The sequence below is a fragment of the Comamonas sp. UBA7528 genome, from assembly GCF_002479375.1.
Taxonomy (GTDB): domain Bacteria; phylum Pseudomonadota; class Gammaproteobacteria; order Burkholderiales; family Burkholderiaceae_C; genus Comamonas.
Map to the genome: position 1 here is coordinate 74,168 of NZ_DLMU01000008.1, position 24,526 is coordinate 98,693.

Genomic DNA, 24,526 nt, shown 5'->3' on the forward strand with positions numbered 1-24,526 from the left:
AATCGCGCATCTCCCATCACACACCGGGCCCCATTTTGGCGATACAGGACTGTGGTTCACCTCCACAGCCTCCGCCGCGAAGCACGCCCTCCAGGCTCTTGCAGAGCCGAAGCGTTTGACGGTTGATGTTTTTATGACCGTCAAGCAGCCACCGCAACACCGATGTTGTGGCGCTGCTCGCATGAGAAAACCATGAACGACACACTCCTTGAGCAGGGCATTGCTGCGCCTGCTGCATCTCTTTTGCAAGCTGAAGAATCTCAACTGGACGCCCTGCTGGCCGACCAGGACACCGAAACCGTGGAAGCCGAAGCCGTACCCGAAGTGGAAAACGGTTTTGTGCAACTGGGCCTGGCGCCCGAGCTGGTGCAGGCTGTGGCCGACCTGGGCTACACCCAGCCCACCGCCGTGCAACAAAAAGCCATTCCCCTGGCCATGGGCGAAGGCGCTGATGCCAACGGCTTCATCGACCTGATGGTGTCCAGCCAGACCGGTTCGGGCAAGACGGCCGCTTTCCTGCTGCCCGTGCTCAACACCCTGATCCAGCAACGCGCTGAGGCCGATGCCGAAGCCAAGGCGGAGTTCGACCGCCAGTGCGCCGAAGCCACTGCCAAGGGTGAGCCCACCCCCAAGCGTGCCAAGCGCAAGGACCCGACCAACGCCCGCAACTTCAAGGCTGCCGTGCCCGGCGCCCTGGTGCTGTGCCCCACACGCGAGCTGGCCCAGCAGGTGGCGCACGACGCCATCGAGCTGGTGAAGCACTGCCGTGGCATCCGCATTGCCAATGTGGTGGGTGGCATTCCTTACCAACTGCAAATTGCCAAGCTGCAGAACGCTGACCTGGTGGTGGCCACCCCTGGCCGTCTGCTGGACCTGCAGCGCTCGCTGCAGATCAAGCTGGACAAGGTGCAGTTCCTGGTGGTGGACGAAGCAGACCGCATGCTGGATCTGGGCTTCTCGGACGACCTGGCCGAAGTCAACCAGATGACCGCCCAGCGCAAGCAGACCATGATGTTCAGCGCGACGTTCGCACCGCGCGTGCAGCAACTGGCCATGCGTGTGATGCACGACAACGGCGCCGGCGTGAAGAAGGTGACCGTGGACACCCCGCAGGAAAAGCACGCCAACATCAAGCAGGCGCTGTTCTGGGCCGACAACGCCCAGCACAAGCGCAAGCTGCTGGACCACTGGCTGCGTGACACCTCGATCAACCAGGCCATCGTGTTTGCTTCCACCCAGGTGGAATGTGACGGCCTGGCCACCGACCTGCAGCAGGAAGGTTTCTCCGCCGTGGCACTGCACGGCGCTTTGAGCCAGGGTCTGCGCAACCGCCGCCTGATGGCGCTGCGCAATGGTCAGGTGCAAGTGCTGGTGGCCACCGATGTGGCTGCGCGCGGCATCGACGTGCCCACCATCACCCACGTGTTCAACTACGGCCTGCCGATGAAGGCAGAAGACTACACCCACCGCATTGGCCGTACCGGCCGTGCTGGCCGCGAAGGCATTGCCGTGACGTTTGCGGAATTCCGCGACCGTCGCCGTGTGTTCGACATCGAAGGCTATACCCGCCAGCAATTCAAGGCTGAAGTGGTGCCTGGCCTGGAGCCGGCGCAACGTTTCCCTGCCGCTGGAGAGCGCGATGGCCGCCGTGGCGGTGGTGGTGCCGGTGGCCGTGGCGGCTTCGGTGGTCGCCGTGATGGCGAAGGCTATGGCCGTAAGCAAGGCTTTGGTGATCGTGGCGGCGACCGCGGTGGCTTCGGTGGCGGACGTGAACGCAGCTTCGGTGGTGACCGTGGCGGCTTTGGCGGCGACCGTGCTCCCCGCTTTGGCGCTGACCGCGAGCAACGCGGCTTCGGTGGCCAGGACCGTGGTGGCTTCGGCGACCGTGGTGAGCGCAACTTCGGCGGCGATCGCGGTGGCTTTGGCGGCCGGGATGGCAACAATGCTCCGCGCGATGACCGCTCGTTTGGTGCCCGCCGTGACGGTGGTGGCGAAGGCTATGCCCGCAAGAGCTTTGGTGACCGTGCTCCCGAACGCAGCGACCGTGGTGGCTTCGGCCGCTCGGAAGCCCCCCGTGGCGAAGCCCGCAGCTTTGGCGGCGGCGACAGCCGTGGTTTCGGCGGTGGCGAACGCCGCAGCGGTGGTTTTGCCGGCAAGCAGCACACCGGTGCTCCCAAGCCGTACGCACCGCGTGGTGGTGACCGCGAACACGGCGCTGGCCGTGGCGGCAAGGGCTTCTCGCGCAACGATCGCTGATCTGCGCGCCGCGGTGCTGCAGGGGGCGGTTAAGATGCACTCCACGCTTTTGCAAGGAATGCATCCATGAAGTTCGCTTTGATTGCCGCCACCTTGGCTGCCGCAGCACTGGCCGGTTGTGTAAGCAACCCGCCGAAAGACCCGATGGCCAAGGATGCCGCGCCGTACCTGGAAAAGCCGGATTACGACTACGCGCTGGTGTGCGATCTGCGCCACGACGATTTGCGCAAATGCGAAGCCACACTCAAGCAGCTGTGTGGCGATCGCGGGTACATCGATCTGCGTGTGCGCCCCTTGCGGGAGCCAGGCGCTGCGGCGGAGAGCTCCACGCACCGCCTGCTGCAGGTCCAGTGCAAGGCGCGCTGAGTCTCAGGCCTTCGGCTCTCCATCCACCGGGCACCACAGAAACGCCATGGCGTTTCCTGTAGGTGCCCGTTGTCATTGCAGCCTCATTACAATGCGCCGGTCGCCGGAGGAGGGCTTCCGGCATGCGCTCACACCAGCAGGGCTGGGTGTGCGCAGCAATTTTTCATAGCAGCCATCGTATGCCGCAGGGCATGTGGATGCAGGCATGGCGGATACCGCCACGCGCATTGACCATCAAAGGATTTTCATGAGCCTCAAATGTGGCATCGTGGGCCTGCCCAATGTGGGCAAGTCCACCCTGTTCAACGCCCTGACCAAGGCCGGCATTGCCGCAGAGAACTATCCCTTCTGCACCATCGAGCCGAATACCGGTGTGGTGGAAGTGCCTGATCCGCGTCTGGACCAGCTGTCCGACATCGTCAAGCCCGAGCGCGTTGTTCCCGCGATCGTGGAATTCGTGGACATTGCCGGCCTGGTGGCTGGTGCCTCCAAGGGCGAAGGCCTGGGCAACCAGTTCCTGGCCCATATCCGTGAAACCGACGCCATCGTCAATGTGGTGCGCTGCTTTGAAGATCCCAACGTGATCCACGTGGCCAACAAGGTGGATCCGATTGCCGACATCGAAGTCATCCAGACCGAACTGTGTCTGGCCGATCTGGCCACTGTCGAAAAGGCGATCAACCGCTACAGCAAGGCGGCCAAGTCCGGCAACGACAAGGAAGCCGCCAAGCTGGTGTCGCTGCTCACGCCCATCCAGGCCGTGCTCAACGAAGGCAAGCCTGCCCGCATCGTGCCGGTTTCCAAGGAAGACGCACCGCTGCTCAAGCAGTTCTGCCTGATCACGGCCAAGCCCGCCATGTTCGTGGGCAATGTGTCGGAAGACGGTTTCGAGAACAACCCGCTGCTCGACAGCCTGAAGGCGTATGCCGATGCGCAAGGCGCCCCTGTGGTGGCCATCTGCGCCAAGATCGAAGCCGAGATGTCGGAGATGGATGACGCCGACCGCGACATGTTCCTGGAAGAGCTGGGTCTGGAAGAGCCGGGCCTGAACCGCCTGATCCGGGCTGGTTTCAAGCTGCTGGGCCTGCAGACCTACTTCACTGCGGGCGTGAAGGAAGTGCGCGCCTGGACAGTGCCGATTGGTGCCACCGCACCGCAGGCCGCCGGTGTCATTCACGGCGATTTCGAGCGTGGCTTCATCCGCGCCCAGACCATTGCTTTTGATGACTACATCCAGTTCAAGGGCGAACAAGGCGCCAAGGATGCCGGCAAAATGCGTGCCGAAGGCAAGGAATACATCGTGAAGGACGGTGACGTGCTGAACTTCCTGTTCAACGTCTGAAGCTATTTGGGCGCCCATGCGCTTGCATGGATCCCATCCCAAGCCCCGCAGGTGAGAATCTGCGGGGCTTTTTTGTTTCTGCTTAGTCCATTTAGCGGTAGTGGGAAAATAAATCCGACAGACGGTTTGTTTATGGCGTGTGGATTATTGCGAATGGCTCATTCGATTATTGAAGAAATCTATTTAAGCCATGCGAGGGTAAAAAATAGCTATTTCTGGGGATGGTGCTCTGCAGCCATACCCTTTTCAATAGCGCATTCCGGGCAATAGAAAGCAGTATCCCTGCAGTGGGTGTCGGTCCCTGTTGGACAGGGACGCACCACCGCAGACGGGCCAGATGCCGCAAAGGCTGGCAGCGCTGCACCACGTGATAGCCCGATCAAGCGAGGCATCATGGATCTGGGAATACACCACAGTCATTGGGGCAATGGCGGCGTTCGGTACGGCGATGGCAGTCTGGCAAGTACGCCAGAGGTTGCAGAAAATCATTTACATGGTTTGGTGCGTCTGCATGGCCCCAGGCTGTACCGCTTTATCTACCAAAAAATCGGCCATGTCGCGGATGCCCAGGATCTGGTGCAGCAAACCTTTCTGGAAGCGCACCGCGCACTCGCCAGTTTCAAAGGGGATTCCGAGCTGTCGACCTGGTTGTATGGCATTGCCAAGAATCTGGTGCGCAATTACCTCTCTCGCTCGCCCCATCGGCGCTTCGAGTTTTGCAGCGATGAGTTGCTGATGGAAGAGCAGGACGCCGGGCCATCACCGATGGATGTGCTGGACCAGGGGCAGCAATTGCGGGCACTGACGCTGGCCATGTCCGAAATTCCCGACCACATGCGCCAGCTGGTGTGGATGGTGGTGGTCGATGAGCTGTCCTATGAGGAGGCCGCTGTCGCGTTGAATATTCCCAAGGGGACGGTGCGCAGCCGTCTGTCGCGTGCCCGCAGTGCCTTGCGGGCGCGCATGCCGGAGGCTGTGGCCGTGGCCTGAGTCAGGGCTCCTCGGCAGCGGGTGGCAGCGGCGCAGCGCTCTCGGCGGGTCCGGAAGCTGCGGCCAGCACGTCCGGTCCATGCTGGAGGCGTAGCTCGTCCGAGGCCTGGAGCAGAGCGCGCAGACGCGCAATCATGACCTGGGCCTGGGCGATGATCTCATCGGTGCTGTCGGGATCATTCATCGGCTGTGGGGGAGAAGAATGTGGCAACTCTCTCTGTAACACGGCCGCGGGCGAAGTTCCACTGCGGAAGGGAGGGTGATATACCGTTCGTCGGGGATGTGCCGCCGGCTGGATGCTCAGCCCGGGATGACGGCCAGGATGGCGCTGGTCATCACCAGGTAGCGCAGGAATTTGCCGATGGCCATGTAGAACAGGCAGGGCCAGAAGGGAAACCGCAGCCAGCCGGCCACGGCGCACAGCGGGTCGCCGACGGCAGGCAGCCAGCTGAGCAGGCAGGCCTTGGGACCCAGCTTGCGCAGCCAGATGCGGGCACGGCGCTCATGGCGGGACAGTGCACGGGGCGTTGGGTGGGCGGCGTCGGCCGGATGACCGGCCTGGCGGCGTGCGCGTGCCAGGGCCCAGGCCTTCTGGGCACCCAGGCCCATCCACCAGCTGATGGCGCCGCCCAGCGTGTTGCCCACGGTGGCCACGCCAATGGCCTGCCAGAACAGTTCGGGGTTGAGCTGCAGCAAGCCGACCACGGCCGGCTCGGAGCCCAGTGGCAGCAAAGTGGCCGACACCAGGGCCACGATGAAGAGTGTGCTCAGGCCGAATTGCGGCAGGGACAGCCACTGCAGCAGCTGGTGCATCCAGATTTCCATGGAGTGCAAGTGTAGGTGTTGGCTGGCGTGAGGCCATCCATTGACCCGCTATCCTGCCCGCTATGACCCCAATGTGTGACGGAATCGTGCGCAGGCTGCGACCAGTATTTCGCGCCAGAGCCCGGAGGATGCAGTCCCGCCTGCGGCGCTGGCGCGCCTGGAGCCTGGCCTGGATCTGGCTGGGCGTGGCGCAGCTGGCGTGGGCAGGCAATGCAGCACCTGTGCCGCGCGCTGGCGCGGCGAAACCTGCTGCGCGTGCCGCCGCAGCCCCGGCCTCCGCAGTGCCGGTGGCCGCATCAGTCCCCATCCAGGGGCCGGCCGAGATCGCGGCGCGCCTGGCCGCCGCCGATTGCAAAGGGCTGCGGCTGGAGGCCGCCTCGTTGACTGCACTGCAGCAAATCCTCCATCCCCTGGGACTGGCGATTCGCATTCTGGGCTGTCCGCAGGCTCCGGCCCCGCTGAACCAGCGCGTGCTGGCCGTCACGGCCGTGGTGCTGGATGGCGAAAAGGCCATGGACACGGTGCGTGGAGCACTGGGCGACGGTGAGCTGGTGGATATGGGCTCGGACTACCATCCGTCGCCCTGGCCCAGCCGCCAGCGGGCTGCCGATCTGGAAACGCTGGACGACAGCGAGGTGTCGCCGGACGTGCAATTCAACCGCCGCTGGCTGCGCAGCGTGATGGCTTCGCAGGGCTATGCCTCGGTCACCGGCCCCTGGTGGGCCTTCATTCCGGTGCAGCAGCGCCGGCGTTGAGCGCAGTCCAGGATGTGGGCTGGCGCATCTGCCGGACGGAGGCTGGCACAGCCGGGGTACCTGACGCGGGGTTGGTGCTTTTGTGCAGTGCGGTGGTTGCTGAAAAAATGGGCAGGTACAATCTCGCCTCTTTTCGTCCCGCGTTCTCCGTCTCTTTTTCTCCAGCATGTCTGCCCTTCGCATTGGCCAACACACTTTGGCAAATCGCCTGTTTGTCGCTCCCATGGCGGGTGTGACGGACCGGCCATTCCGCCAGCTGTGCAAGCGACTGGGCGCGGGCTATGCGGTCAGCGAGATGGTCACGTCGCGCAAAGACCTGTGGAACAGCCTCAAGACCAGCCGCCGCGCCAACCACGCGGGTGAGCCTGGCCCGATTGCCGTGCAGATTGCCGGCACCGATGCCCCCATGATGGCCGAAGCGGCCATCTACAACATCGAACGCGGTGCCCAGATCATCGACATCAACATGGGCTGCCCGGCCAAGAAGGTCTGCAACAAATGGGCGGGTTCCGCCCTGATGCAGAACGAGCCGCTGGCCGTGGAGATTGCGCAGGCCGTGGTCGAGGCCGCACGCCCCTTCGATGTGCCGGTCACGCTGAAGATGCGTACCGGCTGGTGCGATGCCCACCGTAACGCCGAGCAGCTGGCCCGGCGTTTCGAGGATGTCGGCATCCAGATGCTGACGGTGCATGGCCGCACCCGCGAACAGGGCTACAAGGGCTTTGCCGAATACGACACGATTGCGGCCGTCAAGCAGGCCGTGAAGCTCCCCGTGGTGGCCAATGGCGACATCACCAGCCCCGAAAAGGCGCGCGATGTGCTGGCCTATACCGGTGCAGATGCCGTGATGGTGGGCCGCGCCGCCCAGGGGCGGCCATGGATCTTCCGCGAGATTGCCCACTTTCTGGACACCGGCACCCACCTGGCGCCGCCCACCGTGGCCGAGGTACGGGAATTGCTTTTGGAGCATCTGCAGGACCACTACGGTCTGTACGGCGAGCTGACCGGCGTGCGCAGTGCGCGCAAGCACATTGCCTGGTATGTGCGCAGCCTGCCGGGCGGGGACGAACTGAGACGACACATCAACACCATCGACGACTGCCAGGCGCAGTGGCAGGCCGTGGCCAGCTACTTTGACGCACTGGGCAGCCAGATGGAGCGCCTGCCGGAGGGTGGCGTGGAAACCGACATTGAGGAAATGGCCGCATGAGCCAGCAGAACCAAAACATCGAGGAGTGCGTGCGCTCCAGCCTGGAAATCTACTTCCGCGACCTGGGCGGCGAGGCCCCCAACGACATGTACGACATGCTGGTGCGCCTGGTCGAAAAACCGTTGCTGGAAGTGGTGATGCAGCAGGCCGACCAGAACCAGTCGCGCGCGGCGCAATGGCTGGGTCTGAACCGCAACACCTTGCGCAAAAAGCTGGTGGACCACCAGATGCTGCAAGGCGGCACGACCAATTGACGGCGGCTTGCTCTGATCCCGCAAGCTGCAGAACCTGATTTTTATCCACTTTTCCAAAGCTCCCATGAAAGCTCTGATTTCCGTCTCCGACAAGACCGGCATTGTCGAATTTGCACAAAGCCTGCATGCCTTGGGCGTGCAGCTGCTGTCCACCGGTGGCACCGCCAAGCTGCTGGCCGAAAAAGGCCTGCCCGTGACCGAAGTGGCGGAAGTCACCAAGTTCCCCGAAATGCTGGACGGCCGTGTCAAGACCCTGCACCCCATGGTGCACGGCGGCCTGCTGGCCCGCCGCGAACTGCCCGAGCACATGGCCGCGCTGAAGGAACACGGCATCGAGACCATCGACCTGCTGGTGGTGAACCTCTACCCGTTTGAAGCCACTGTCGCCAAGGCCGGCTGCACGCTGGCCGATGCCATCGAGAACATCGACATCGGCGGCCCCGCCATGGTGCGTTCCGCTGCCAAGAATTGGAAGGATGTGGGCGTGATCACCGCCGCTGACCAGTACGAGGCAGTGATTGGCGAACTGAAGGCCGCTGGCAAGCTGAGCGACAAGCTGCGTTTTGCCCTGTCTGTGGCTGCGTTCAACCGCATTGCCCAGTACGACGGCGCCATCAGCGACTACCTGTCGAGCGTGAAGTTCGAAGACGAAAAGCTGTCCGAGGCCTATGTGCCCGAGCGCGGCCTGTTCCCCGGCCAGAGCAACGGCCAGTTCATCAAGGTGCAGGATCTGCGCTACGGTGAAAACAGCCACCAGCAGGCCGCGCTGTACCGCGACCTGTACCCCGCACCGGGTTCGCTGGTCACCGGCGAACAGCTGCAGGGCAAGGAACTGTCCTATAACAACATTGCCGATGCCGATGCGGCGTGGGAATGCGTGAAGAGCTTTGACGAATCCGCCTGCGTGATCGTCAAGCACGCCAACCCCTGCGGCGTGGCGATCGGCAAGGATGCGCACGAAGCCTACGCCAAGGCCTTCCAGACCGACCCCACCAGCGCCTTCGGCGGCATCATCGCCTTCAACCGCACCGTGGACAAGGCTGCAGCCGAAGCCGTGGTCAAGCAGTTCGTCGAAGTGCTGATGGCCCCCGACTTCACCGCGGAAGCGCTGGAAATCTTCAAGCCCAAGGTCAATGTGCGCCTGATGAAGATTGCCCTGCCTGCTGGCGGTGACACCGCCTGGAAGCAAGGCCGCAACGCCATGGACGCCAAGCGCGTGGGTTCCGGCCTGCTGCTGCAGACCGCCGACAACCACGAGCTGGCCCTGGCCGACCTGAAGGTGGTCACCGTCAAGCAACCCACACCGGCCGAGCTGCAGGACCTGCTGTTCGCCTGGAAGGTGGCCAAGTACGTCAAGTCCAACGCCATTGTCTTCTGCAAGGACGGCATGACCATGGGCGTGGGTGCCGGCCAGATGTCGCGCCTGGACTCGGCCCGCATCGCCTCGATCAAGGCCGAAGCTGCCAAGCTGAGCCTGAAGAACACGGTGGTGGCGTCGGATGCCTTCTTCCCGTTCCGTGACGGTCTGGATGTGGTGGTCGATGCCGGTGCGAGCTGTGTGGCCCAGCCCGGTGGCTCCATGCGCGACCAGGAAGTGATCGACGCCGCCAACGAGCGCGGCGTGGCCATGGTCTTCACCGGCGTGCGCCATTTCCGCCATTGAGAGGCCATGCGCCTTTCCCGCTGCGGGCTCGCTGCACGGGGAGGGCTTGCGAAATCCCGCAGGCACGCCAGTGCCTGCGGCGCATTCGACAAGGCATTTTGAGTGTCAATGACTGATCACGACGACGAAGACCACTACCCGCCCAAGCCGCGCTGGATCGGCTGGGCGATTGCCATCTTCATGGTGGCAGCGGCCCTGGGCGTGGCCAATATCGGCTGGCGCATCATGATGGTGAGCCCGGCGGAAAAAGCCGCCGAGGCCCTGGTGCAGCAGCACCCGGAACTGGCCGCCGGCAAGAAGCTGGTGGAGACTTCCGATTGCATGCGCTGCCATGGCTGGGACCGCGGCTATGTGGGCCCGGCATTCGTCGCCATTGCCGAGCGCTACCGCGGCCAGCCCGATGCCGAGGCCTACCTGGCCCGCAAGATCCGCGAGGGCAGTGTGGGCGCCTGGGGCAAGGTCATCATGCCGCGCCAGTCGCAGGTGGATGAGGCGCAGTCGCTGCAGATCGCCCGCTGGCTGCTGGCGGCGGAGCCTGTGGCCAAATAAGGGCAGCTTGCTCTGCACACCGGCATGCGGACAGCGTACCGGTTCACCCAGCCTGCCTTAGGGGCAGGCTTTTTTGTGTCCGGGGTACACCGGAGCCGAAGTGGGCGGGGCAGCGAGGCATGTGCGCAGTGCCCAAGCCTTGCGGTATGCAGGATTGGCGGCGCGGTGGCGTATGGCTTTGCAGTCTGCCTGCGTGATCGGCACGAAAAGCACAGCCTTTGTGAGCGGTGTGGTGGCGCTTAACCGCTTGCGAAGGGACTGGCGGCAAGCAAGCACACAAAACATGCGTCTGATCAGGAAAAGCTGCAGGATTCTGCATGAAGTAAGTAAAAACCCTAGGATTCGCGTTTTCGAACAATTCAATGGAGTCGCTGTGCCTGGGGCCGGTCCGGCTCCTGGGGGTATGCATGCAGTGGCTGAAAACCAAAACCATTGAACAGGCGCTGGCCGACTCGGATGAGCCGGGCCGCCAGCTCCAGCGCAGTCTGGGTGCGTTCGATCTGATGATCCTCGGCGTGGCCGTGGCCGTCGGGGCGGGCATTTTCTCGGTGGGTGCACGTGCGGCAGGCAGTTTTGCCGGGCCGGCGGTGATCTTCTCCTTCATTCTGGCGGCGGCCACCTGCGCCGTGGCCACCATGTGCTATGCGGAGTTCGCCTCCAGCGTGCCGGTCACCGGCAGTGCCTACACCTACACCTATCTGACCATGGGCGAAGGTCTTGCCTGGATCATCGGCTGGAATCTGCTGCTGGAAATGGTGTCGGCCGGTGCGGTGATCGCCAAGTACTGGGGCATTTACCTCTCCACCATCTTTGCCACCGCGGGCTGGGATGTGCCCAGCACCGTTTACCTGGGCCCGGTGGCCATGGAGTGGGGGCCTTTCGTCATCGTCGCCATCTTCACCGCGCTGCTGGTGCGTGGCACCAAGGCGTCGGCGCGGGTGAACAATGTGTTCACGCTGGTCAAGATCGCCATCACGCTGTTTGTGATCGCGGTGGGCTTTTCCTACATGGATGTGAAGAACTTCACCCCCTTTGTGCCGCCGGCACAGCCGCCGGTGATCGGTCATGGTGTGACCGGCGATGTCTGGGGCCAGCCCATGCTGGCCTGGCTGTTTGGCGCCCAGCCCAGCCAGTACGGGTGGCTGGGGGTGATTTCCGGTGCATCGCTGGTGTTCTTCGCCTTCATCGGCTTCGATGTGGTGGCCACCTCGGCCGAAGAGGTCAAAGACCCGCAGAAGACACTGCCGCGCGGCATTTTTGGCGGGCTGGCGCTGGTGACCTTGCTGTACGTGCTGGTGACCTTGGCACTGACCGGCATGGTGCCCTATACCGAGCTGGCCAAGGCCGAGAACCCGTCGCTGGCCACCGCCTTCGTCAGCGTGGGGGCCAACTGGGCCGCCCAGGTGATTGCCGTGGGCGTGCTGATGGGCCTGACCACTGTGGTGATGGTGCTGCTGATGGGCTCGGCCCGCGTGCTGCTGGCCCTGTGCCGGGACGGCCTGCTGCCGCGCAGCTGGAGTGTGACCTCTTCCACGCACAAGACGCCGGTGCGACTGCAGTGGCTGGTGGGGGTGGTCATTGCGGGCCTGGCCGGCTTCACCAAGGTGGAGCTGCTTGAGGAGATGATCAACATCGGCACGCTGTCGGCCTTTGTGCTGGTCAGCCTCGGTATTCTGGTGCTGCGCAAAAAGCGCCCGGATCTGAAGACCGGTTACCGCGTGCCGCTGGTACCTGTGCTGCCCGTGGTGTCGGCGCTGTTGTGCAGCTATCTGATGCTGAATCTGACCACCTTGACCTGGCTGCGCTTCATCGGCTGGATGGCCATCGGTCTGCTGATTTACCTGGCCTACGGGATGCGCCATTCGCGCCTGGCGCAACCGCAGTAAAGCCCCATGCCGGGGGTGGAAGCACCCGCAGGACATGGCGCTTTGCGTACAGTGCTGCCATGTCTCACACTCTTCCCTCTGCCGATGGGCAGGACCGCTGCTTCTGGTGCCATGGCTCGCCGCTGTATGTGCACTACCACGACCACGAATGGGGTTTTCCGGTCACAGAGGACCGCAGGCTGTTCGAAAAGCTCAGCCTTGAAGGCTTTCAGGCCGGGCTGAGCTGGCTCACCATCCTGAACAAGCGCGAGAACTTCCGCGCCGGCTTTGCCCACTTCGACTTCTACCAGGTGGCGCGCTTTGGTGCGGCCGATGTGGAGCGCCTGCTGCAGGACACCGGCATCGTGCGCCACCGCGGCAAGATCGAGGCTGTGATCCACAACGCCCAGCGTGCCATCGAGATGGTGGCGCAAGAAGGCTCGCTGGCGGCCTTCTTCTGGCGCTACCAGCCGGCCACGCCGTCCACGGGGGAGGTGGTGCCCGCGCAGACGGCCGAGTCGCTGGCCCTGTCCAAGGAGCTGAAAAAGCGCGGCTGGAAGTTTGTCGGCCCCACCACGGTCTACGCCTTCATGCAGGCCATGGGCATGGTCAACGACCACGCGCCGGGCTGCGTCACGCGGTCTGCGGTGGCGCAGGCCCAGCAGCGTTGGCAGCGGCCGGTCTGAGGCTGCGCCATGGCCCGGCCGGCGTCCTTCGCAGGTCGGGGCCCTGGCGCATCCCAGCCCGCGCGCCTCAGTCCAGCTGGCGATCCAGATCCTGCAGCGTGGCGGCCAGCACCCGGGTGCCTGCCAGTACCTGGGCAGGCGAGGCCCACTCCACGGCGCTGTGGCTGCGGCCGTCCAGGCAGGGGATGAAAATCATGCCCGAAGGACCGCAGTGGGCCACATACATGGCGTCGTGGCCGGCGCCGCTGGGCATGCTCCGGCAGGGCAACCCCAGGCGCTGAGAGGCCTGCGCCACGGCGGCCGTGACCAAGGGGGCGCAGGGCACGGGGTTCACATGGGTGCGTGGTTCCACCCGCCACTGCACGCCCAGGCGGGCAATGGCCGGGTCGCAGCGCCGCGCCAGCACCTCCCAGAACTCCTGCAGCACGGGTGCATGGTTGCTGCGCACTTCCAGCGTCAGATCGACCTGGCCGGGCACAGTGTTGCTGGCATTGGGCGCCACCGCCATGCGGCCCACCGTGGCCACCACATAGTGAGGTCGGGTTCGGCTCCACTGGCGCGCCAGGCGCTGGGCTTGGCGAATCACGGTGGCGGCAGCCACCAGGGCATCGCTGCGTTCTTCCATGGGTGTGGTGCCGGCATGGTCGGGTTGGCCTTCAAAGAACAGCTGGGCGCGGCGTATGCCCACGATGTCGGTCACGGCACCGATGGCCAAGCCTTCGCGCTCCAGCATCGGGCCTTGCTCGATGTGCAGCTCTACAAAGGCGGCAAAGCCGTCCGATCGGCGGTCGGCTTCGGCCAGTGCTTCGGGGCGGGCGCCCAGGCGCTGTAGCGCCTGGCCCAGGGTGTCGCCCTGGCCGTCGCTGGCGGTCAACATGTCCGCGCTGAGCTGGCCGGCCATGGCGCGGCTGCCCACGCAGGAAATGCCGTAGTCGCTGGGTTCCTCGCAGAGGAAGTCGATGACCTCGAAGGGGTGCTCCAGCATGGAGCCTGCATCCTGCAGGGCATGGGCCACTTCCAGGCCGGCCAGCACGCCCAGGATGCCGTCAAAGCGCCCGCCGGCATTCACCGTGTCGGTGTGCGAACCCGTGGCCAGGGGCTTCAGATCATTGCGCCGGCCGGGGCGGCGGCCGATCAGGTTGCCGGCGGCGTCTAGGCGCACCTGCAGGCCGGCCGCTTCGAAAGCCTGGCGCAACCAGGTACGCGCGGCCGTGTATTCGGGGCTGAAGGCGCGGCGGGTCCAGGGCACATCAGGCCGGGTGAAGCCGGACAGTGTCTCAAGGCTGCGCCACAGGCGCTCACCATTGATGGGGGGCAAGGCAGGGGGCTGGGCGGCAGGGAGGGAGGAGGGCGCGGAAGCGTTGTGCATATGGCCTAATCTTCGCCTGCGTCAGCTATAAAAGGAATATTGGGTTGCTTATGCAAGGTATCAGCGAAACTTTGGCCAACGCCCCCAGCCTGGTTCTGCTGCTCAGCTTCTGCCTGGTGGTGCAGGAAGGCAGCTTTTCCCAGGCCGCAGAGTTGCTGCAGCTGTCCCAGCCCGCGGTCAGCCTGCAGCTGCGGCAGCTGGAGCGCCAACTGGGCACGCGCCTGATCGAGCGTGTGGGCCGGCGCGCCGTGCCCACGGCAGCAGGGCAGGCCCTGCTGGCACAGCTGCCGGCCGTGGCCCTGGCGCTGGAGGGGCTGGAGCAGGCGCTGGGCTCCCATGCGCGCGGGGTCAGCGGCCAGGTGCGCATCGGCACCGGGCTGACCGTGTGCCTGTACCTGCTGCCTGCCGTGCTGCGCCAGGTGCGGGCACGCTACCCCGGCATCGACATCGTGGTGGTCACTGGCAATACCGAGGCGTGTGTGCGGAGGGTGGAGGACAACAGCCTGGACCTGGCCCTGGTGACCTTGCCCGTGAACCGCCGGGCCCTGCTGGCCACAACCGTGCTGCGCGACGAGTTGGTGGCCGTGGCCCGTGCCGGGCTGCTGGGGGAGGGCGCCAGCGCCACGGCGGCCCAGTTGCGGCCCCTGCCCCTGCTGGCGCTGCAGAAGTCGGCCAGCACCCGGGGCGTGGTGGATGCCTGGCTGCGCCGGGGCGGCGAGCTGCCGCGCCCCCAGATGGAGCTGGACAGCGTGGAGGCACTCAAGGAAATGGCGGCCATCGGTCTGGGCTACGCCGTGTTGCCGCGGATGGCCATGCAGGGCCGGGGTGCGCGGGACGATCTGGAACTGCGCCCGCTGGCCCCCCGGCTGGAGCGCAGTCTGGCCATGGTGCTGCGCAAGGACAAGCCCCTGGGCCGGGCCCTGTCCGTGGTGTGCCAGAGCATCCAGGCCCATGGACAGGCCTGGGAGCAGGACCAGGACTTGGACCTGGAGACCCGCCCGGAACCCTGATCCAGGCAGCAAAACGCCGGGCAAGCCCGGCGTGGTGTGCAGCAGTGTGCGGCGCTCAGAGCGTCTTGAACACCTGGCGGGCCGCTTCGATGGTGCGGTCGATATCCTCGTCCGTGTGGGCGGCGCTGACAAAGCCCGCTTCATACAGCGCCGGGGCAAAGTAATGGCCCTGGTCCAGCATGGCGTGGTAGAACTTGTTGAAGACCTTGCCATCGGTCTTCATCACTTCGGCATAGGTCGTGGGCAGTTCGGGCAGGAAGTAGAAGCCGAACAGGCCGCCTTGCCAGTCCACGCTGAAGGGAATGCCTGCAGCGCTGGCTTCGGACTTCAGTCCTTGCATCAGGTGGCCGGTCTTCAGGTGCAGCTCGGCATGGAAGCCGGGGCGGCTGATCAGCTCCAAGGTCTTGAGGCCGCAGGCCGTGGCGATCGGGTTGCCCGACAGCGTGCCCGCCTGGTAGACCGGGCCCAGGGGCGAGAGCTTTTCCATGATCTCGCGGCGGGCGCCAAAGGCCGCCATGGGCATGCCGCCGCCGATGACCTTGCCCATCACGGTGATGTCGGGGGCAAAACCCGGGATCTGCTGGGCATACAGGCTTTGTGCGCCGCCCAGGGCCACACGGAAACCGGTCATGACCTCGTCGTAGATCAGCAGGGCGCCGTGCTCCTGGGTGAGTTCGCGGATGCGGCGCGTGAACGCCACGCTGGCGCGCACGAAGTTCATATTGCCGGCGATGGGCTCCATGATCACGCAGGCGATCTCGCTGCCGATCTTGGCAAAAGCCTCTTCGAGCTGGGCGACGTCGTTGTACTCGAGCACCACGGTGTCCTTGGCCACATCGGCGGGCACGCCGGCCGAGGAGGAGGCGCCGAAGGTCGCCAGGCCCGAGCCGGCCTTGACCAGCAGGGCATCTGCATGGCCGTGGTAGCAGCCGTTGAACTTGATGATCTTGTTGCGGCCGGTGTAGCCGCGTGCCAGACGCAGCGCGCTCATGCCGGCCTCGGTGCCGGAGCTGACCATGCGCACCATGTCCATGCTGGGCATGAGTGCACGGATCTGCTCGGCCAGCACCACTTCGCGCTCGGTGGGCGCGCCGTAGCTGAAGCCTTCGAGCACGGCGGTCTGCACGGCGCTCACCACTTCGGGGTGGCCGTGGCCCAGGATCATGGGGCCCCAGCTGCCGATGTAGTCGGTGAACTGCTGGTTGTTCTGGTCCCAGAAATAGGCGCCCTGGGCGCGTTGCACAAAGCGGGGGGTACCGCCCACAGCGGCAAAGGCCCGTACGGGCGAGTTCACGCCGCCGGGGATCACGGCCTTGGCGCGTTCGAACAGGGCAATATTCAGGTCAGTGTTTGGTGTCATGGGGGGGCATCACAAAGCCCTCGAGGGGCGCAGTGGTTGCAGGGGTTGCCGTGCCGCCCGGGGGTATGGCATCGGCTTCTTCGTCGTCTTCGGGCTGTGCCCAGAACATGCGGTCCGGCAGGAAATGGCCCATGCCGGGGCGAAAGCCGTGGTCCAGGCAGCGGTCCAGGTATTCCAGGGCTTCCTCGGATGCGGCACCCAGGTCGTTGCCGGTGGCCAGCAAGGCGGCCAGTGCGGCCGACAGGGTGTCGCCAGCGCCGATGAAGCTGCCGTCGAACAGCTCGTATTTGCTGCTGCCCAGCACCGTCTCGGGCGAGGACAGCACGTTGTCCACAAACTGGCCGGGCAGGGGAATGCCGGTCACCAGGACGAACGGCACATCTTTTTCCTGGGCCGCCATGGCCAGGTCGCGGGCGGTGGGCGGGCGGCTGTGTTCCCAATCGGGCAGCAGCCAGCGCCACAGCGTGCCGTGGTTGCCCACCAGCACCGATGTCTGGGGCAGCAGCAGCTCCTGGAAGGCATCCAGGTACTGCTCCATCTGGTCGCTGTCCCACCAGGACAGGTCGGGCATGTAGCTGATGATCGGGATGTCGGGATAGTCGGTGGAAATCTCGGCGATCACTGTCAGGATTTCCGGCGAGCCGACGAACCCCACCTTGATGGCACGCACCGGCAGGTCTTCCAGCACGGCGCGTGCCTGCTCGGACACCCATTCGTCGTCCAGCCGGTGGTGGTCAAAGATGCGGTTGGTGTCACGCACATAGGTACCCGTCACCACAGCCAGCGGGTGACCTCCCACGCTGGCGATGGTGGTGATGTCGGCCGTCAGGCCGGAAGCACCGCAGGGATCGCAGGCATTGAAGCTCAGCACGCACACCGGGTCCGTGAGCGCCAGCTCGGCGTCTGCCTCAGATTCGGGGGGTGGAGGGGAAGGAGGGGAAATGGCCATGCGCGAGTCCAGGCGTCGGCTCGATCAAGACGAGCGCCGCTAAGGGCTGGATAAAATGATTCATTCTATGTGAAGGCATTTTGAGCTGTGGTGGACCCTAAAACTTGGATATGTGTGGTGTGTGGTTGGATGTATGACGAGGCGCAGGGCAGCCCCGAGCATGGCATTGCCGCAGGAACGCGATGGGAGGATGTGCCAGCCGACTGGACATGCCCGGAATGCGGCGTGGGAAAGTCCGACTTCGAGATGGTCGAGTTCTAAGGACAGCCTACCTTGCCCGCCAGTGCGCCATCCGCACCTGGCCGTCTCGATGTCGGGGCAGGGCCACGTCCGGCCCACCCTGTGGGCGTGCCTCACGCTGGGCATCTGCGGCCAGGCCGCGCGGTCCCAGGCCATGGCAGCATGGCCAAAACAGAAGCTGCTGGAGCCGAAAAGGCCTGCATTTCAGCCACCAAAACGGCTGATATCTCTGCCAAGCAAGCAGGGACAGCTCACATTTTTTGTCTTGTCCTATGACCCCATGCCCTGCGGTAGTCCCAGGGCTGCTGGCGACCGGTGGGGGCGAACCCCGCTAAAATCAGGGCCATGCCCGCTGAATCTGCGCCTATCAATCTGACGCACCATTTCCTGATCGCCATGCCCGGTCTGGAAGATGAATCTTTTTCCCACAGCGTGGTGTACTTGTGTGAACACAGCGAGCGCGGCGCGCTCGGCCTGATCATCAACAAGCCCATGGAACTGAGCCTGGAAGGCCTGCTGCACAAGATCGACCTGCCCATGGGGAGGGATGACTTGAGTGCCGCACCCGTTTTCAAGGGCGGCCCCGTGCAGACCGATCGCGGCTTTGTGCTGCATGACCCCATCGTGGTCGAGGGCGCAGCACCTGATACGGCCATCTATGCCTCAACCCTGACCATTCCCGGCGGGCTGGAGATGACCACTTCCAAGGACGTGCTCGAAGCCCTGTCCACCGGTGCCGGCCCGCGCCGCGTGCTGGTCACGCTGGGCTATGCCTCCTGGGGCGAAGGCCAGCTCGAATCCGAGCTGGGCGAGAACGCCTGGCTGACCGTGGAGGCGGATGCCAATGTGGTGTTCGATACCCCGCCCGAACAGCGCTACGACAAGGCCCTGGGCCTGCTCGGCCTGCAGGCGTGGATGCTCTCGCCTGACGCGGGGCACGCATGACCCATCCCACCCCGGACCACCGGCCCGGCAGCGCTGCTGCCCCGGCCGAGCAATTGGCTGCGACCCCGTCGGCCGCACCGGCTGCCGCCGCTCCCGTGCCGGCAGTGCCTGCTGTTCCACCCCATTTTCAGCAGTTTCTGGCGTTTGACTTTGGCACCAAGCGCACCGGTTGCGCTTCGGGCAACCGGGTGCTGGGAGGTGCCAGCCCCCTGCGCACCATCCAGGCCGAAGGGGCTGATGCGCGCTTTGCCGCCGTGGAAAAGCTGATCCAGGAATGGCAGCCCCAGGCCCTGGTGATCGGTGTGCCCTACCACCCGGATGGCGCGGCGCACGAGAACACGGCCCGCGCCAGGAAGTTCGGCCGCCAGCTGCATGGGCGCTTTCGCCTGCCCGTTTATGAAGTGGATGAGCGCTACAGCACCACCGAGGCCCTGGCCGGTGGCGCCAAGGATGCGGATGCCGCATCCGCCTGCATCATCCTGGAGCAATTTTTGAGGAGTCTTCCATGAGCGTTTCCGTCGCCGGCACTGCCGGTTCCCTGGTGCTGGATGCCGAGGCCCTGTACCGTGAGCTGCTGCGCGGCGTGCGCAGCCTGATGGGCGCCAATACCCAGCTGGTCGGCGTGGCCTCGGGTGGCGCCTGGCTGGTGGAGCGCCTGCACAAGGACCTGGGTCTGCCCGGAACCCCCGGCGTGTTGTCCTCGGCCCTGCACCGCGACGACTTCGCGCAGCGCGGCATGGCCTCCAGCGCCCAGACGCAGCTGGATTTCGACGTGAATGGCGCGGACATCCTGGTGCTGGACGATGTGCTCTACACCGGCCGCACCGTGCGCGCCGTGCTCAACGAGTTGTACGACTACGGCCGCCCGGGTTGCGTGCGCCTGGCCGTGCTGGTGGACCGGGGTGGCCGCGAGCTGCCCGTGGCCGCCGAATTTGCCGCCGCCCGCGTGGCCTTGCCTGCCAGCCAGTCGCTGGCGCTGGCGCGCACCGAAGACGGCACCTTCCAATTTGAAGTCAAAGAGGCATGAACGTGCTGTACAAGCGCAACCCCCAGCTGAACAAGAACGGCGAGCTCATCCACCTGCTCACCACCGAAGGGCTGTCCAAGGGCATCCTGACCCATATCCTGGATACGGCCAGCAACTTCGTGAACGTCAATGACCGCGAAGTCAAGAAAGTGCCGCTGCTGCGCGGCAAGAGCGTGTTCAACCTGTTCTTCGAGAACAGCACCCGCACCCGCACCACGTTCGAGATCGCGGCCAAGCGCCTGAGCGCCGACGTGTTCAACCTGGACATCGCCCGCAGCTCTACCGCCAAGGGCGAGACGCTGCTGGACACCATCGACAACCTCTCGGCCATGGCGGCCGATATCTTTGTCGTGCGCCACAGCGAATCCGGCGCCCCCTACCTGATTGCCCAGCATGTGGCACCCCATGTCCACGTGGTCAATGCCGGTGACGGCCGCCATGCCCACCCGACCCAGGGTCTGCTGGACATGTACACCATCCGCCACTACAAGAAGGATTTCTCCAACCTGCGCGTGGCCATCGTCGGGGATGTGCTGCATTCGCGCGTGGCGCGTTCGGACATCCATGCCCTGACCACCCTGGGCGCGGCCGAGGTGCGAGTGGTCGGCCCCCGCACCCTGGTGCCGTCGGACATGGCGCAAATGGGCGTGCGCGTCTTCCACAACCTGGAAGAAGGCATCAAGGACTGCGACGTCATCATCACGCTGCGTCTGCAGAACGAACGCATGAGCGGCGCCCTGCTGCCGTCGAGCCAGGAGTATTTCAAGAGCTTCGGCCTGACCGAAAAGCGCCTGGAGCTGGCCAAGCCCGACGCCATCGTCATGCACCCGGGGCCCATCAACCGCGGCGTGGAGATCGACTCCGCCGTGGTCGACGGCCCGCAGGCGGTGATCCTGTCGCAGGTGACTTTCGGCATCGCCGTGCGCATGGCGGTCATGTCGATCGTGGCGGGCAACGAGGCCTGATGCATCCGGCCCTCCCCCTGAGCGGCTGCGCCGCTTCCCCCTTCACCCGCCGCGTTGCAGCGGGTGGGGCGGCGACACCCATGCGCCAGGACGGCGCGGGTTCGGTGTCCCGGCGACAGCAGGCGATGCGCAGGGGCGGGTGGCGTGAGGCTTTGCTGGGTATGTGTTTGATTGCTGCTTGTGCGCCTGCAGAGCGCATGGGCGGCCCATTTGGTGTGAAACCATGAAAATCTTGATTCAAAACGGCCGCGTGATCGATCCGGCCCGCGGTTTTGACCAGGTCTGTGATGTGGCGCTGGCCGCCGGCCGTGTGGTGGCGGTAGGCCACGCTCCGGCCGGTTTTGAGGCCGACCGTGTGGTCGATGCCTCGGGCCAGTGGGTGCTGCCCGGTCTGGTGGATCTGGCCGTGCGCCTGCGCGAGCCCGGTTATGAACACGAAGGCATGCTGGCCTCCGAAATGGGCGCCAGCGTGGCCGGCGGGGTGACCAGCCTGGTCTGCCTGCCCGATACCGATCCGGTGCTGGACGAGCAGGGTCTGGTGGAAATGCTCAAGTTCCGTGCGGAAAAGCTGCACCAGTCGCGCCTGTTCCCCATGGGCGCACTGACGGTGGGCCTGAAGGGCGAGACGCTGACCGAAATGGCCGAGCTGACCGAGTCCGGTTGCGTGGCTTTCGGCCAGGCCGATGTGCCGCTGTCCAGCATCACCACGCTCAGTCGCGCGCTGGCCTACGCCAACACCTTTGGCTACGCCGTGTGGCTGCGCCCGCAGGACAAGGATCTGGGCAAGGGCGTGGCCGCCAGCGGCCCGCTGGCCACCCGCATGGGCCTGTCGGGCGTGTCGGTGGCGGCAGAAACCATTGCGCTGCACACCATCTTCGAGCTGATCCGTGGTTCGCAGACCCGTGTGCACCTGTGCCGTCTGTCCAGCGCCGCAGGTGTGGAGCTGGTGCGCAAGGCCAAGGCCGAGGGCCTGAATGTGACTGCCGACGTCTCCATCAACTCGCTGCACCTGACCGAAAACGACATCGGCTACTTCGACAGCAGCGCCCGCCTGGTCCCGCCGCTGCGCCAGCAGCGCGACCGCGATGCGCTGAGTGCCGCACTGGCCGACGGCACCATCGACGCCCTGGTCTCCGACCACTGTCCGGTGGATGAAGATGCCAAGGTGCTGCCGTTTGCCGAAGCCGAACCCGGTGCCACCGGGGTGGAGCTGCTGCTGGCCCTGGCCGTGAAATGGTCGCAGGACCAGAACGTGCCGCTGGTGCGCGCACTGGAAGTGGTCACCGCGGCTCCGGCCCGCGTGCTGGGCGGTGCCCTGGGCACGCTGCAGGCCAGCCTGGGCCAGTTGGTGGATGGCGGTGTGGCCGACCTGTGCGTGGTCAACCCGCAAGCGGCCTGGACCGTGGGGGCCAGCGAACTGGCCAGCCAGGGCAAGAGCACGCCGTTCAACGGCTACGAACTGCCCGCACGCGTGCAGCTGACCGTGGTGGGCGGCCATATCGCCTTCGAGCGCGCCTAAATCACGGCCGAAAGCGCACCCCATGGCCAGTCATCTGCGGGCCAGCGCCCGCGCGCTGCACATGCTGGGCCATGTCCTGCAGGGCATGGCCACGGTGGTGTGGCGCTTTCCGCGCCTCAACAGCCTGGAACGCCAGCAGCGTGTGCAGGCCTGGGCCAGCGCCTTGCTGGGCAAGGCCGGGATCCGGCTGGAAGTGGTCGGCCATCCGGTGTCGGACGGGCCGGCCCTGCTGGTGGCCAACCATATCTCGTGGCTGGACATCCCGGTCATGCACGCGGCGCGCTTTTGCCGCTTTGTCTCCAAGGACGATGTGCGCAGCTGGCCGTTGATCGGCCGGCTTGCCACGGCGGCAGGCACGCTGTACATCGCACGCAGCTCGCGCCGCGACGCGCAGCGCATGGTGCAGACCATGGCCGACAGCCTGGCCCAGGGCGATGTGCTGGCGGTGTTTCCCGAAGGCACCACGGGCGACGGCCTGCGCCTGCTGCCGTTCCACAGCAATCTGCTGCAGTCGGCCGTGGTGGCCGATGTGCCGGTGCAGCCCGTGGCACTGCGCTTTGTGACGGCGGCGAGCGGCGAAGTCAGCACTGCACCCAGCTACGAGGGTGATACCACGCTGCTGACCTCCATCTGGCGCACCCTGCGGGCCGACGATCTGGTGGCCCAGGTGCACTATGGCGTGCCCGAGACCGCCCGCGGGCGCGACCGCCGCACATGGAGCGAAGACATGCGCCAGCGCGTGGCGGCCCTGGCCGGCCTGCCCTGCGGTCCGGCGGGCGACTGAATTCACCCGCTCTTTCTCCTGCCACACGGCCCGGTGATCCCGGGCCGTGTTGGTTTCCGGGTGCCTCAGGCCATTTGCCTACTCCAGATTGCACATTCTGCTATCAGAATGGTGAGCAAGTCATCAGTTCAGGAGGGCAGACATGGGAGCAAACGTGCAAGTGGATGTGGCCGTCATCGGTGCCGGAACAGCGGGCATGAATGCCTTCAGCACGCTGCGCAAGGCCGGCGTGCGGGCCGTGATCATCGACCAGGGGCCGCTGGGCACCACCTGTGCCCGTGTGGGTTGCATGCCGTCCAAGGCCGTGCTGCAGGCCGGCAAGCGCTGGGACATGCTGCGCAGCCTGTTGCCAGCCGCCCACCGCGACCGCGCGCTGGACCTGCTGCCCGCAGGCAGCACCACGCCCCAGCTGCTGTGGGAGCAGGCCCTGACCACGCGCGACCAGCTGGTGGAAGGCAATATCCGCCAGCTCAACGAGCTGGCGGGCGATGCACTGCTGAGCGGCCAGGCGCGCTTCACCGGACCGCAGACCCTGCTGCTGGAAGGCGGCACCACGGTGCAGGCCAGGGCCTTTGTGCTGGCCACGGGCTCCGAAGCCACGCGGCCCCAGGCGCTGCACGATGCCCTGGGCGACAAGCTGATCACCACCGACGAACTGTTCTACCTGGACGAGTTGCCGCGCAGCCTGGCCGTGGTGGGTCTGGGCCCCATCGGCCTGGAGATGGGCCTGGCGCTGTCGCGTCTGGGCAGCCAGGTGGTAGGCAGCAACCGGTCGCACCGTATCGGGCTGATGGAAGACCCGGAGGTGAACAGCGCGGCGCTGGACTACTTCGGCAAGCAGTTTCCCATGGCATTCGAGGCGCCAGTGACGGCCCAGCGCCGCAGCGATGGGCGGGTGGATTTTCAGGCCGGGGCCGTGCAGGCCCAGGTGGACTGGGTGCTGGCCGCGACCGGCCGCATGCCGCGGACCCAGGCCCTGGCGCTGGAGCAGGCCGGCGCGCATTTTGACGACAAGGGCCGCTTGCGCTGGGACGTGGTCACGCAGCAGGTGCTGGGGGTGCCCATGTTCCTGGCCGGCGATGTGGGCAGCGACCGGCCGCTGATGCACGAGGCCGCCGTGGGCGGCGTGATTGCCGCCCAGCGTGCGCTGCAGCACCTGGGGCTGGAAAAAGGCCAGCCGGTGCGCCGGCGCAGCGCGCCGCTGTCGATTGTGTTCAGCGACCCGGACCTGGCCGTGGTGGGCAAGCGCTTTCACAGCCTGCCGCCCGATGCCGTGGTGGCCACCACGCGCGGCAGCGGCAATGGGCGTTCCAAGATCATGCAGGCGCCCCACCATGTGCTGCGGCTGTATGCCGATGCCAGCAGCCGCAAGCTGCTGGGCGCCAGCATCTTCTGCACCGGTGGCGAGCACCTGGCCCACCAACTGGCCTGGGCGGTGCAGCGCGGCGAAACGTCGGAGAGCCTGCGCGATCTGCCGTACTACCACCCCACGGTGGAGGAGATGATCGACAACGCGCTCAAGGAACTGCGCAAGGCCTTCAAGAAGATCGGCTGAACGGAGGGGCATGCCGCACAGCTGCTTGGCATGTCCGATGCC

The 24,526-nt window shown here is 65.5% G+C and carries 25 protein-coding genes; 20 read left to right on the forward strand and 5 right to left on the reverse strand.

Annotation, left to right across the window (positions count from 1 at the left end):
• The first annotated feature begins 192 nt into the window (after window positions 1-192).
• The 4 genes from B3349_RS09270 to B3349_RS09285 all read left to right on the forward strand — a co-directional run bounded on the left by B3349_RS09270 (window position 193) and on the right by B3349_RS09285 (window position 4,954).
• The gene (locus B3349_RS09270) at window positions 193-2,256 is read left to right on the forward strand and encodes a DEAD/DEAH box helicase (RefSeq protein WP_291588360.1); all 2,064 of its coding nucleotides are present in this window, start codon (window positions 193-195) and stop codon (window positions 2,254-2,256) included.
• 66 nt (window positions 2,257-2,322) lie between these two features.
• Window positions 2,323-2,622, forward strand: coding sequence for a hypothetical protein (locus B3349_RS09275; protein WP_291588361.1), 300 nt, complete (start codon window positions 2,323-2,325; stop codon window positions 2,620-2,622).
• A gap of 247 nt (window positions 2,623-2,869) precedes the next feature.
• Window positions 2,870-3,964: a redox-regulated ATPase YchF gene (ychF, locus tag B3349_RS09280; protein ID WP_291588362.1), complete on the forward strand. Its 1,095-nt coding sequence runs from the start codon at window positions 2,870-2,872 to the stop codon at window positions 3,962-3,964.
• Between the two features lie 291 nt (window positions 3,965-4,255).
• On the forward strand, window positions 4,256-4,954 hold the full coding sequence (locus B3349_RS09285) for an RNA polymerase sigma factor (RefSeq protein WP_291588363.1): 699 nt from the start codon (window positions 4,256-4,258) through the stop codon (window positions 4,952-4,954).
• A gap of 1 nt (window position 4,955) precedes the next feature.
• Here the strand turns inward: B3349_RS09285 and B3349_RS09290 are convergent, their stop codons facing one another.
• Both B3349_RS09290 and B3349_RS09295 read right to left on the reverse strand, forming a co-directional pair.
• Window positions 4,956-5,138, reverse strand: a complete 183-nt coding sequence (locus B3349_RS09290) for a hypothetical protein (protein WP_291588364.1) — start codon at window positions 5,136-5,138, stop codon at window positions 4,956-4,958.
• Window positions 5,139-5,254: 116 nt separating this feature from the next.
• The gene (locus tag B3349_RS09295) at window positions 5,255-5,767 is read right to left on the reverse strand and encodes a YqaA family protein (protein WP_291588648.1); all 513 of its coding nucleotides are present in this window, start codon (window positions 5,765-5,767) and stop codon (window positions 5,255-5,257) included.
• 140 nt (window positions 5,768-5,907) lie between these two features.
• Here B3349_RS09295 and B3349_RS09300 point away from each other — a divergent pair, with 140 nt between their 5' ends.
• From B3349_RS09300 to B3349_RS09330, 7 genes are all read left to right on the forward strand, one after another.
• Window positions 5,908-6,534 (forward strand): M15 family metallopeptidase, encoded by a 627-nt coding sequence (locus tag B3349_RS09300; protein WP_291588365.1) that lies wholly within the window; start codon window positions 5,908-5,910, stop codon window positions 6,532-6,534.
• Between the two features lie 166 nt (window positions 6,535-6,700).
• Window positions 6,701-7,744, forward strand: a complete 1,044-nt coding sequence (dusB, locus tag B3349_RS09305; protein ID WP_291588366.1) for a tRNA dihydrouridine synthase DusB — start codon at window positions 6,701-6,703, stop codon at window positions 7,742-7,744.
• Window positions 7,741-7,998, forward strand: a complete 258-nt coding sequence (locus B3349_RS09310) for a helix-turn-helix domain-containing protein (RefSeq protein ID WP_066539644.1) — start codon at window positions 7,741-7,743, stop codon at window positions 7,996-7,998. Before dusB ends, B3349_RS09310 begins: the two co-directional genes overlap by 4 nt.
• Before the next feature lie 64 nt (window positions 7,999-8,062).
• Window positions 8,063-9,661: a bifunctional phosphoribosylaminoimidazolecarboxamide formyltransferase/IMP cyclohydrolase gene (purH, locus tag B3349_RS09315; RefSeq protein WP_291588367.1), complete on the forward strand. Its 1,599-nt coding sequence runs from the start codon at window positions 8,063-8,065 to the stop codon at window positions 9,659-9,661.
• A gap of 108 nt (window positions 9,662-9,769) precedes the next feature.
• A complete protein-coding gene (locus B3349_RS09320; RefSeq protein WP_066539640.1) occupies window positions 9,770-10,210 on the forward strand; it encodes a c-type cytochrome in 441 nt (146 codons plus the stop codon).
• A 407-nt stretch (window positions 10,211-10,617) separates the two neighbouring features.
• Window positions 10,618-12,096 (forward strand): amino acid permease, encoded by a 1,479-nt coding sequence (locus tag B3349_RS09325; RefSeq protein WP_291588368.1) that lies wholly within the window; start codon window positions 10,618-10,620, stop codon window positions 12,094-12,096.
• A gap of 59 nt (window positions 12,097-12,155) precedes the next feature.
• The gene (locus tag B3349_RS09330; RefSeq protein ID WP_291588369.1) at window positions 12,156-12,761 is read left to right on the forward strand and encodes a DNA-3-methyladenine glycosylase I; all 606 of its coding nucleotides are present in this window, start codon (window positions 12,156-12,158) and stop codon (window positions 12,759-12,761) included.
• Window positions 12,762-12,828: 67 nt separating this feature from the next.
• Here B3349_RS09330 and ertE read toward each other — a convergent pair whose 3' ends face one another.
• Window positions 12,829-14,130, reverse strand: a complete 1,302-nt coding sequence (ertE, locus tag B3349_RS09335) for an N-carbamyl-l-glutamate amidohydrolase ErtE (RefSeq protein WP_291588370.1) — start codon at window positions 14,128-14,130, stop codon at window positions 12,829-12,831.
• A 50-nt stretch (window positions 14,131-14,180) separates the two neighbouring features.
• On the opposite strand from ertE, the gene B3349_RS09340 reads away from it, so the two are divergent.
• Window positions 14,181-15,140 carry a LysR family transcriptional regulator gene (locus B3349_RS09340; RefSeq protein ID WP_291588371.1) on the forward strand — a complete coding sequence of 320 codons (960 nt, stop codon included), beginning with the start codon at window positions 14,181-14,183 and terminating at the stop codon, window positions 15,138-15,140.
• 55 nt (window positions 15,141-15,195) lie between these two features.
• Here the strand turns inward: B3349_RS09340 and hemL are convergent, their stop codons facing one another.
• Window positions 15,196-16,500, reverse strand: a complete 1,305-nt coding sequence (gene hemL, locus B3349_RS09345) for a glutamate-1-semialdehyde 2,1-aminomutase (protein ID WP_291588372.1) — start codon at window positions 16,498-16,500, stop codon at window positions 15,196-15,198.
• A complete protein-coding gene (gene thiD / locus B3349_RS09350) occupies window positions 16,484-17,449 on the reverse strand; it encodes a bifunctional hydroxymethylpyrimidine kinase/phosphomethylpyrimidine kinase (RefSeq protein WP_291588373.1) in 966 nt (321 codons plus the stop codon). Before thiD ends, hemL begins: the two co-directional genes overlap by 17 nt.
• A gap of 87 nt (window positions 17,450-17,536) precedes the next feature.
• Here thiD and B3349_RS09355 point away from each other — a divergent pair, with 87 nt between their 5' ends.
• The 8 genes from B3349_RS09355 to B3349_RS09390 all read left to right on the forward strand — a co-directional run bounded on the left by B3349_RS09355 (window position 17,537) and on the right by B3349_RS09390 (window position 24,484).
• Window positions 17,537-17,710: a rubredoxin gene (locus B3349_RS09355; protein ID WP_172591871.1), complete on the forward strand. Its 174-nt coding sequence runs from the start codon at window positions 17,537-17,539 to the stop codon at window positions 17,708-17,710.
• A 324-nt stretch (window positions 17,711-18,034) separates the two neighbouring features.
• A complete protein-coding gene (locus B3349_RS09360; protein WP_291588374.1) occupies window positions 18,035-18,634 on the forward strand; it encodes a YqgE/AlgH family protein in 600 nt (199 codons plus the stop codon).
• Complete coding sequence (gene ruvX / locus B3349_RS09365; RefSeq protein WP_291588375.1) at window positions 18,631-19,143, forward strand: Holliday junction resolvase RuvX; 513 nt, start codon at window positions 18,631-18,633, stop codon at window positions 19,141-19,143. Before B3349_RS09360 ends, ruvX begins: the two co-directional genes overlap by 4 nt.
• Window positions 19,140-19,661 (forward strand): bifunctional pyr operon transcriptional regulator/uracil phosphoribosyltransferase PyrR, encoded by a 522-nt coding sequence (gene pyrR / locus B3349_RS09370; protein ID WP_291588376.1) that lies wholly within the window; start codon window positions 19,140-19,142, stop codon window positions 19,659-19,661. Before ruvX ends, pyrR begins: the two co-directional genes overlap by 4 nt.
• A 2-nt stretch (window positions 19,662-19,663) precedes the next feature.
• Complete coding sequence (locus B3349_RS09375; RefSeq protein WP_291588649.1) at window positions 19,664-20,626, forward strand: aspartate carbamoyltransferase catalytic subunit; 963 nt, start codon at window positions 19,664-19,666, stop codon at window positions 20,624-20,626.
• A gap of 223 nt (window positions 20,627-20,849) precedes the next feature.
• Window positions 20,850-22,145, forward strand: coding sequence for a dihydroorotase (locus B3349_RS09380; protein ID WP_291588377.1), 1,296 nt, complete (start codon window positions 20,850-20,852; stop codon window positions 22,143-22,145).
• A gap of 22 nt (window positions 22,146-22,167) precedes the next feature.
• Window positions 22,168-22,929 carry a lysophospholipid acyltransferase family protein gene (locus B3349_RS09385; protein WP_291588378.1) on the forward strand — a complete coding sequence of 254 codons (762 nt, stop codon included), beginning with the start codon at window positions 22,168-22,170 and terminating at the stop codon, window positions 22,927-22,929.
• A gap of 142 nt (window positions 22,930-23,071) precedes the next feature.
• The gene (locus B3349_RS09390) at window positions 23,072-24,484 is read left to right on the forward strand and encodes a dihydrolipoyl dehydrogenase (RefSeq protein ID WP_291588379.1); all 1,413 of its coding nucleotides are present in this window, start codon (window positions 23,072-23,074) and stop codon (window positions 24,482-24,484) included.
• The last annotated feature ends 42 nt before the right edge of the window (window positions 24,485-24,526 follow it).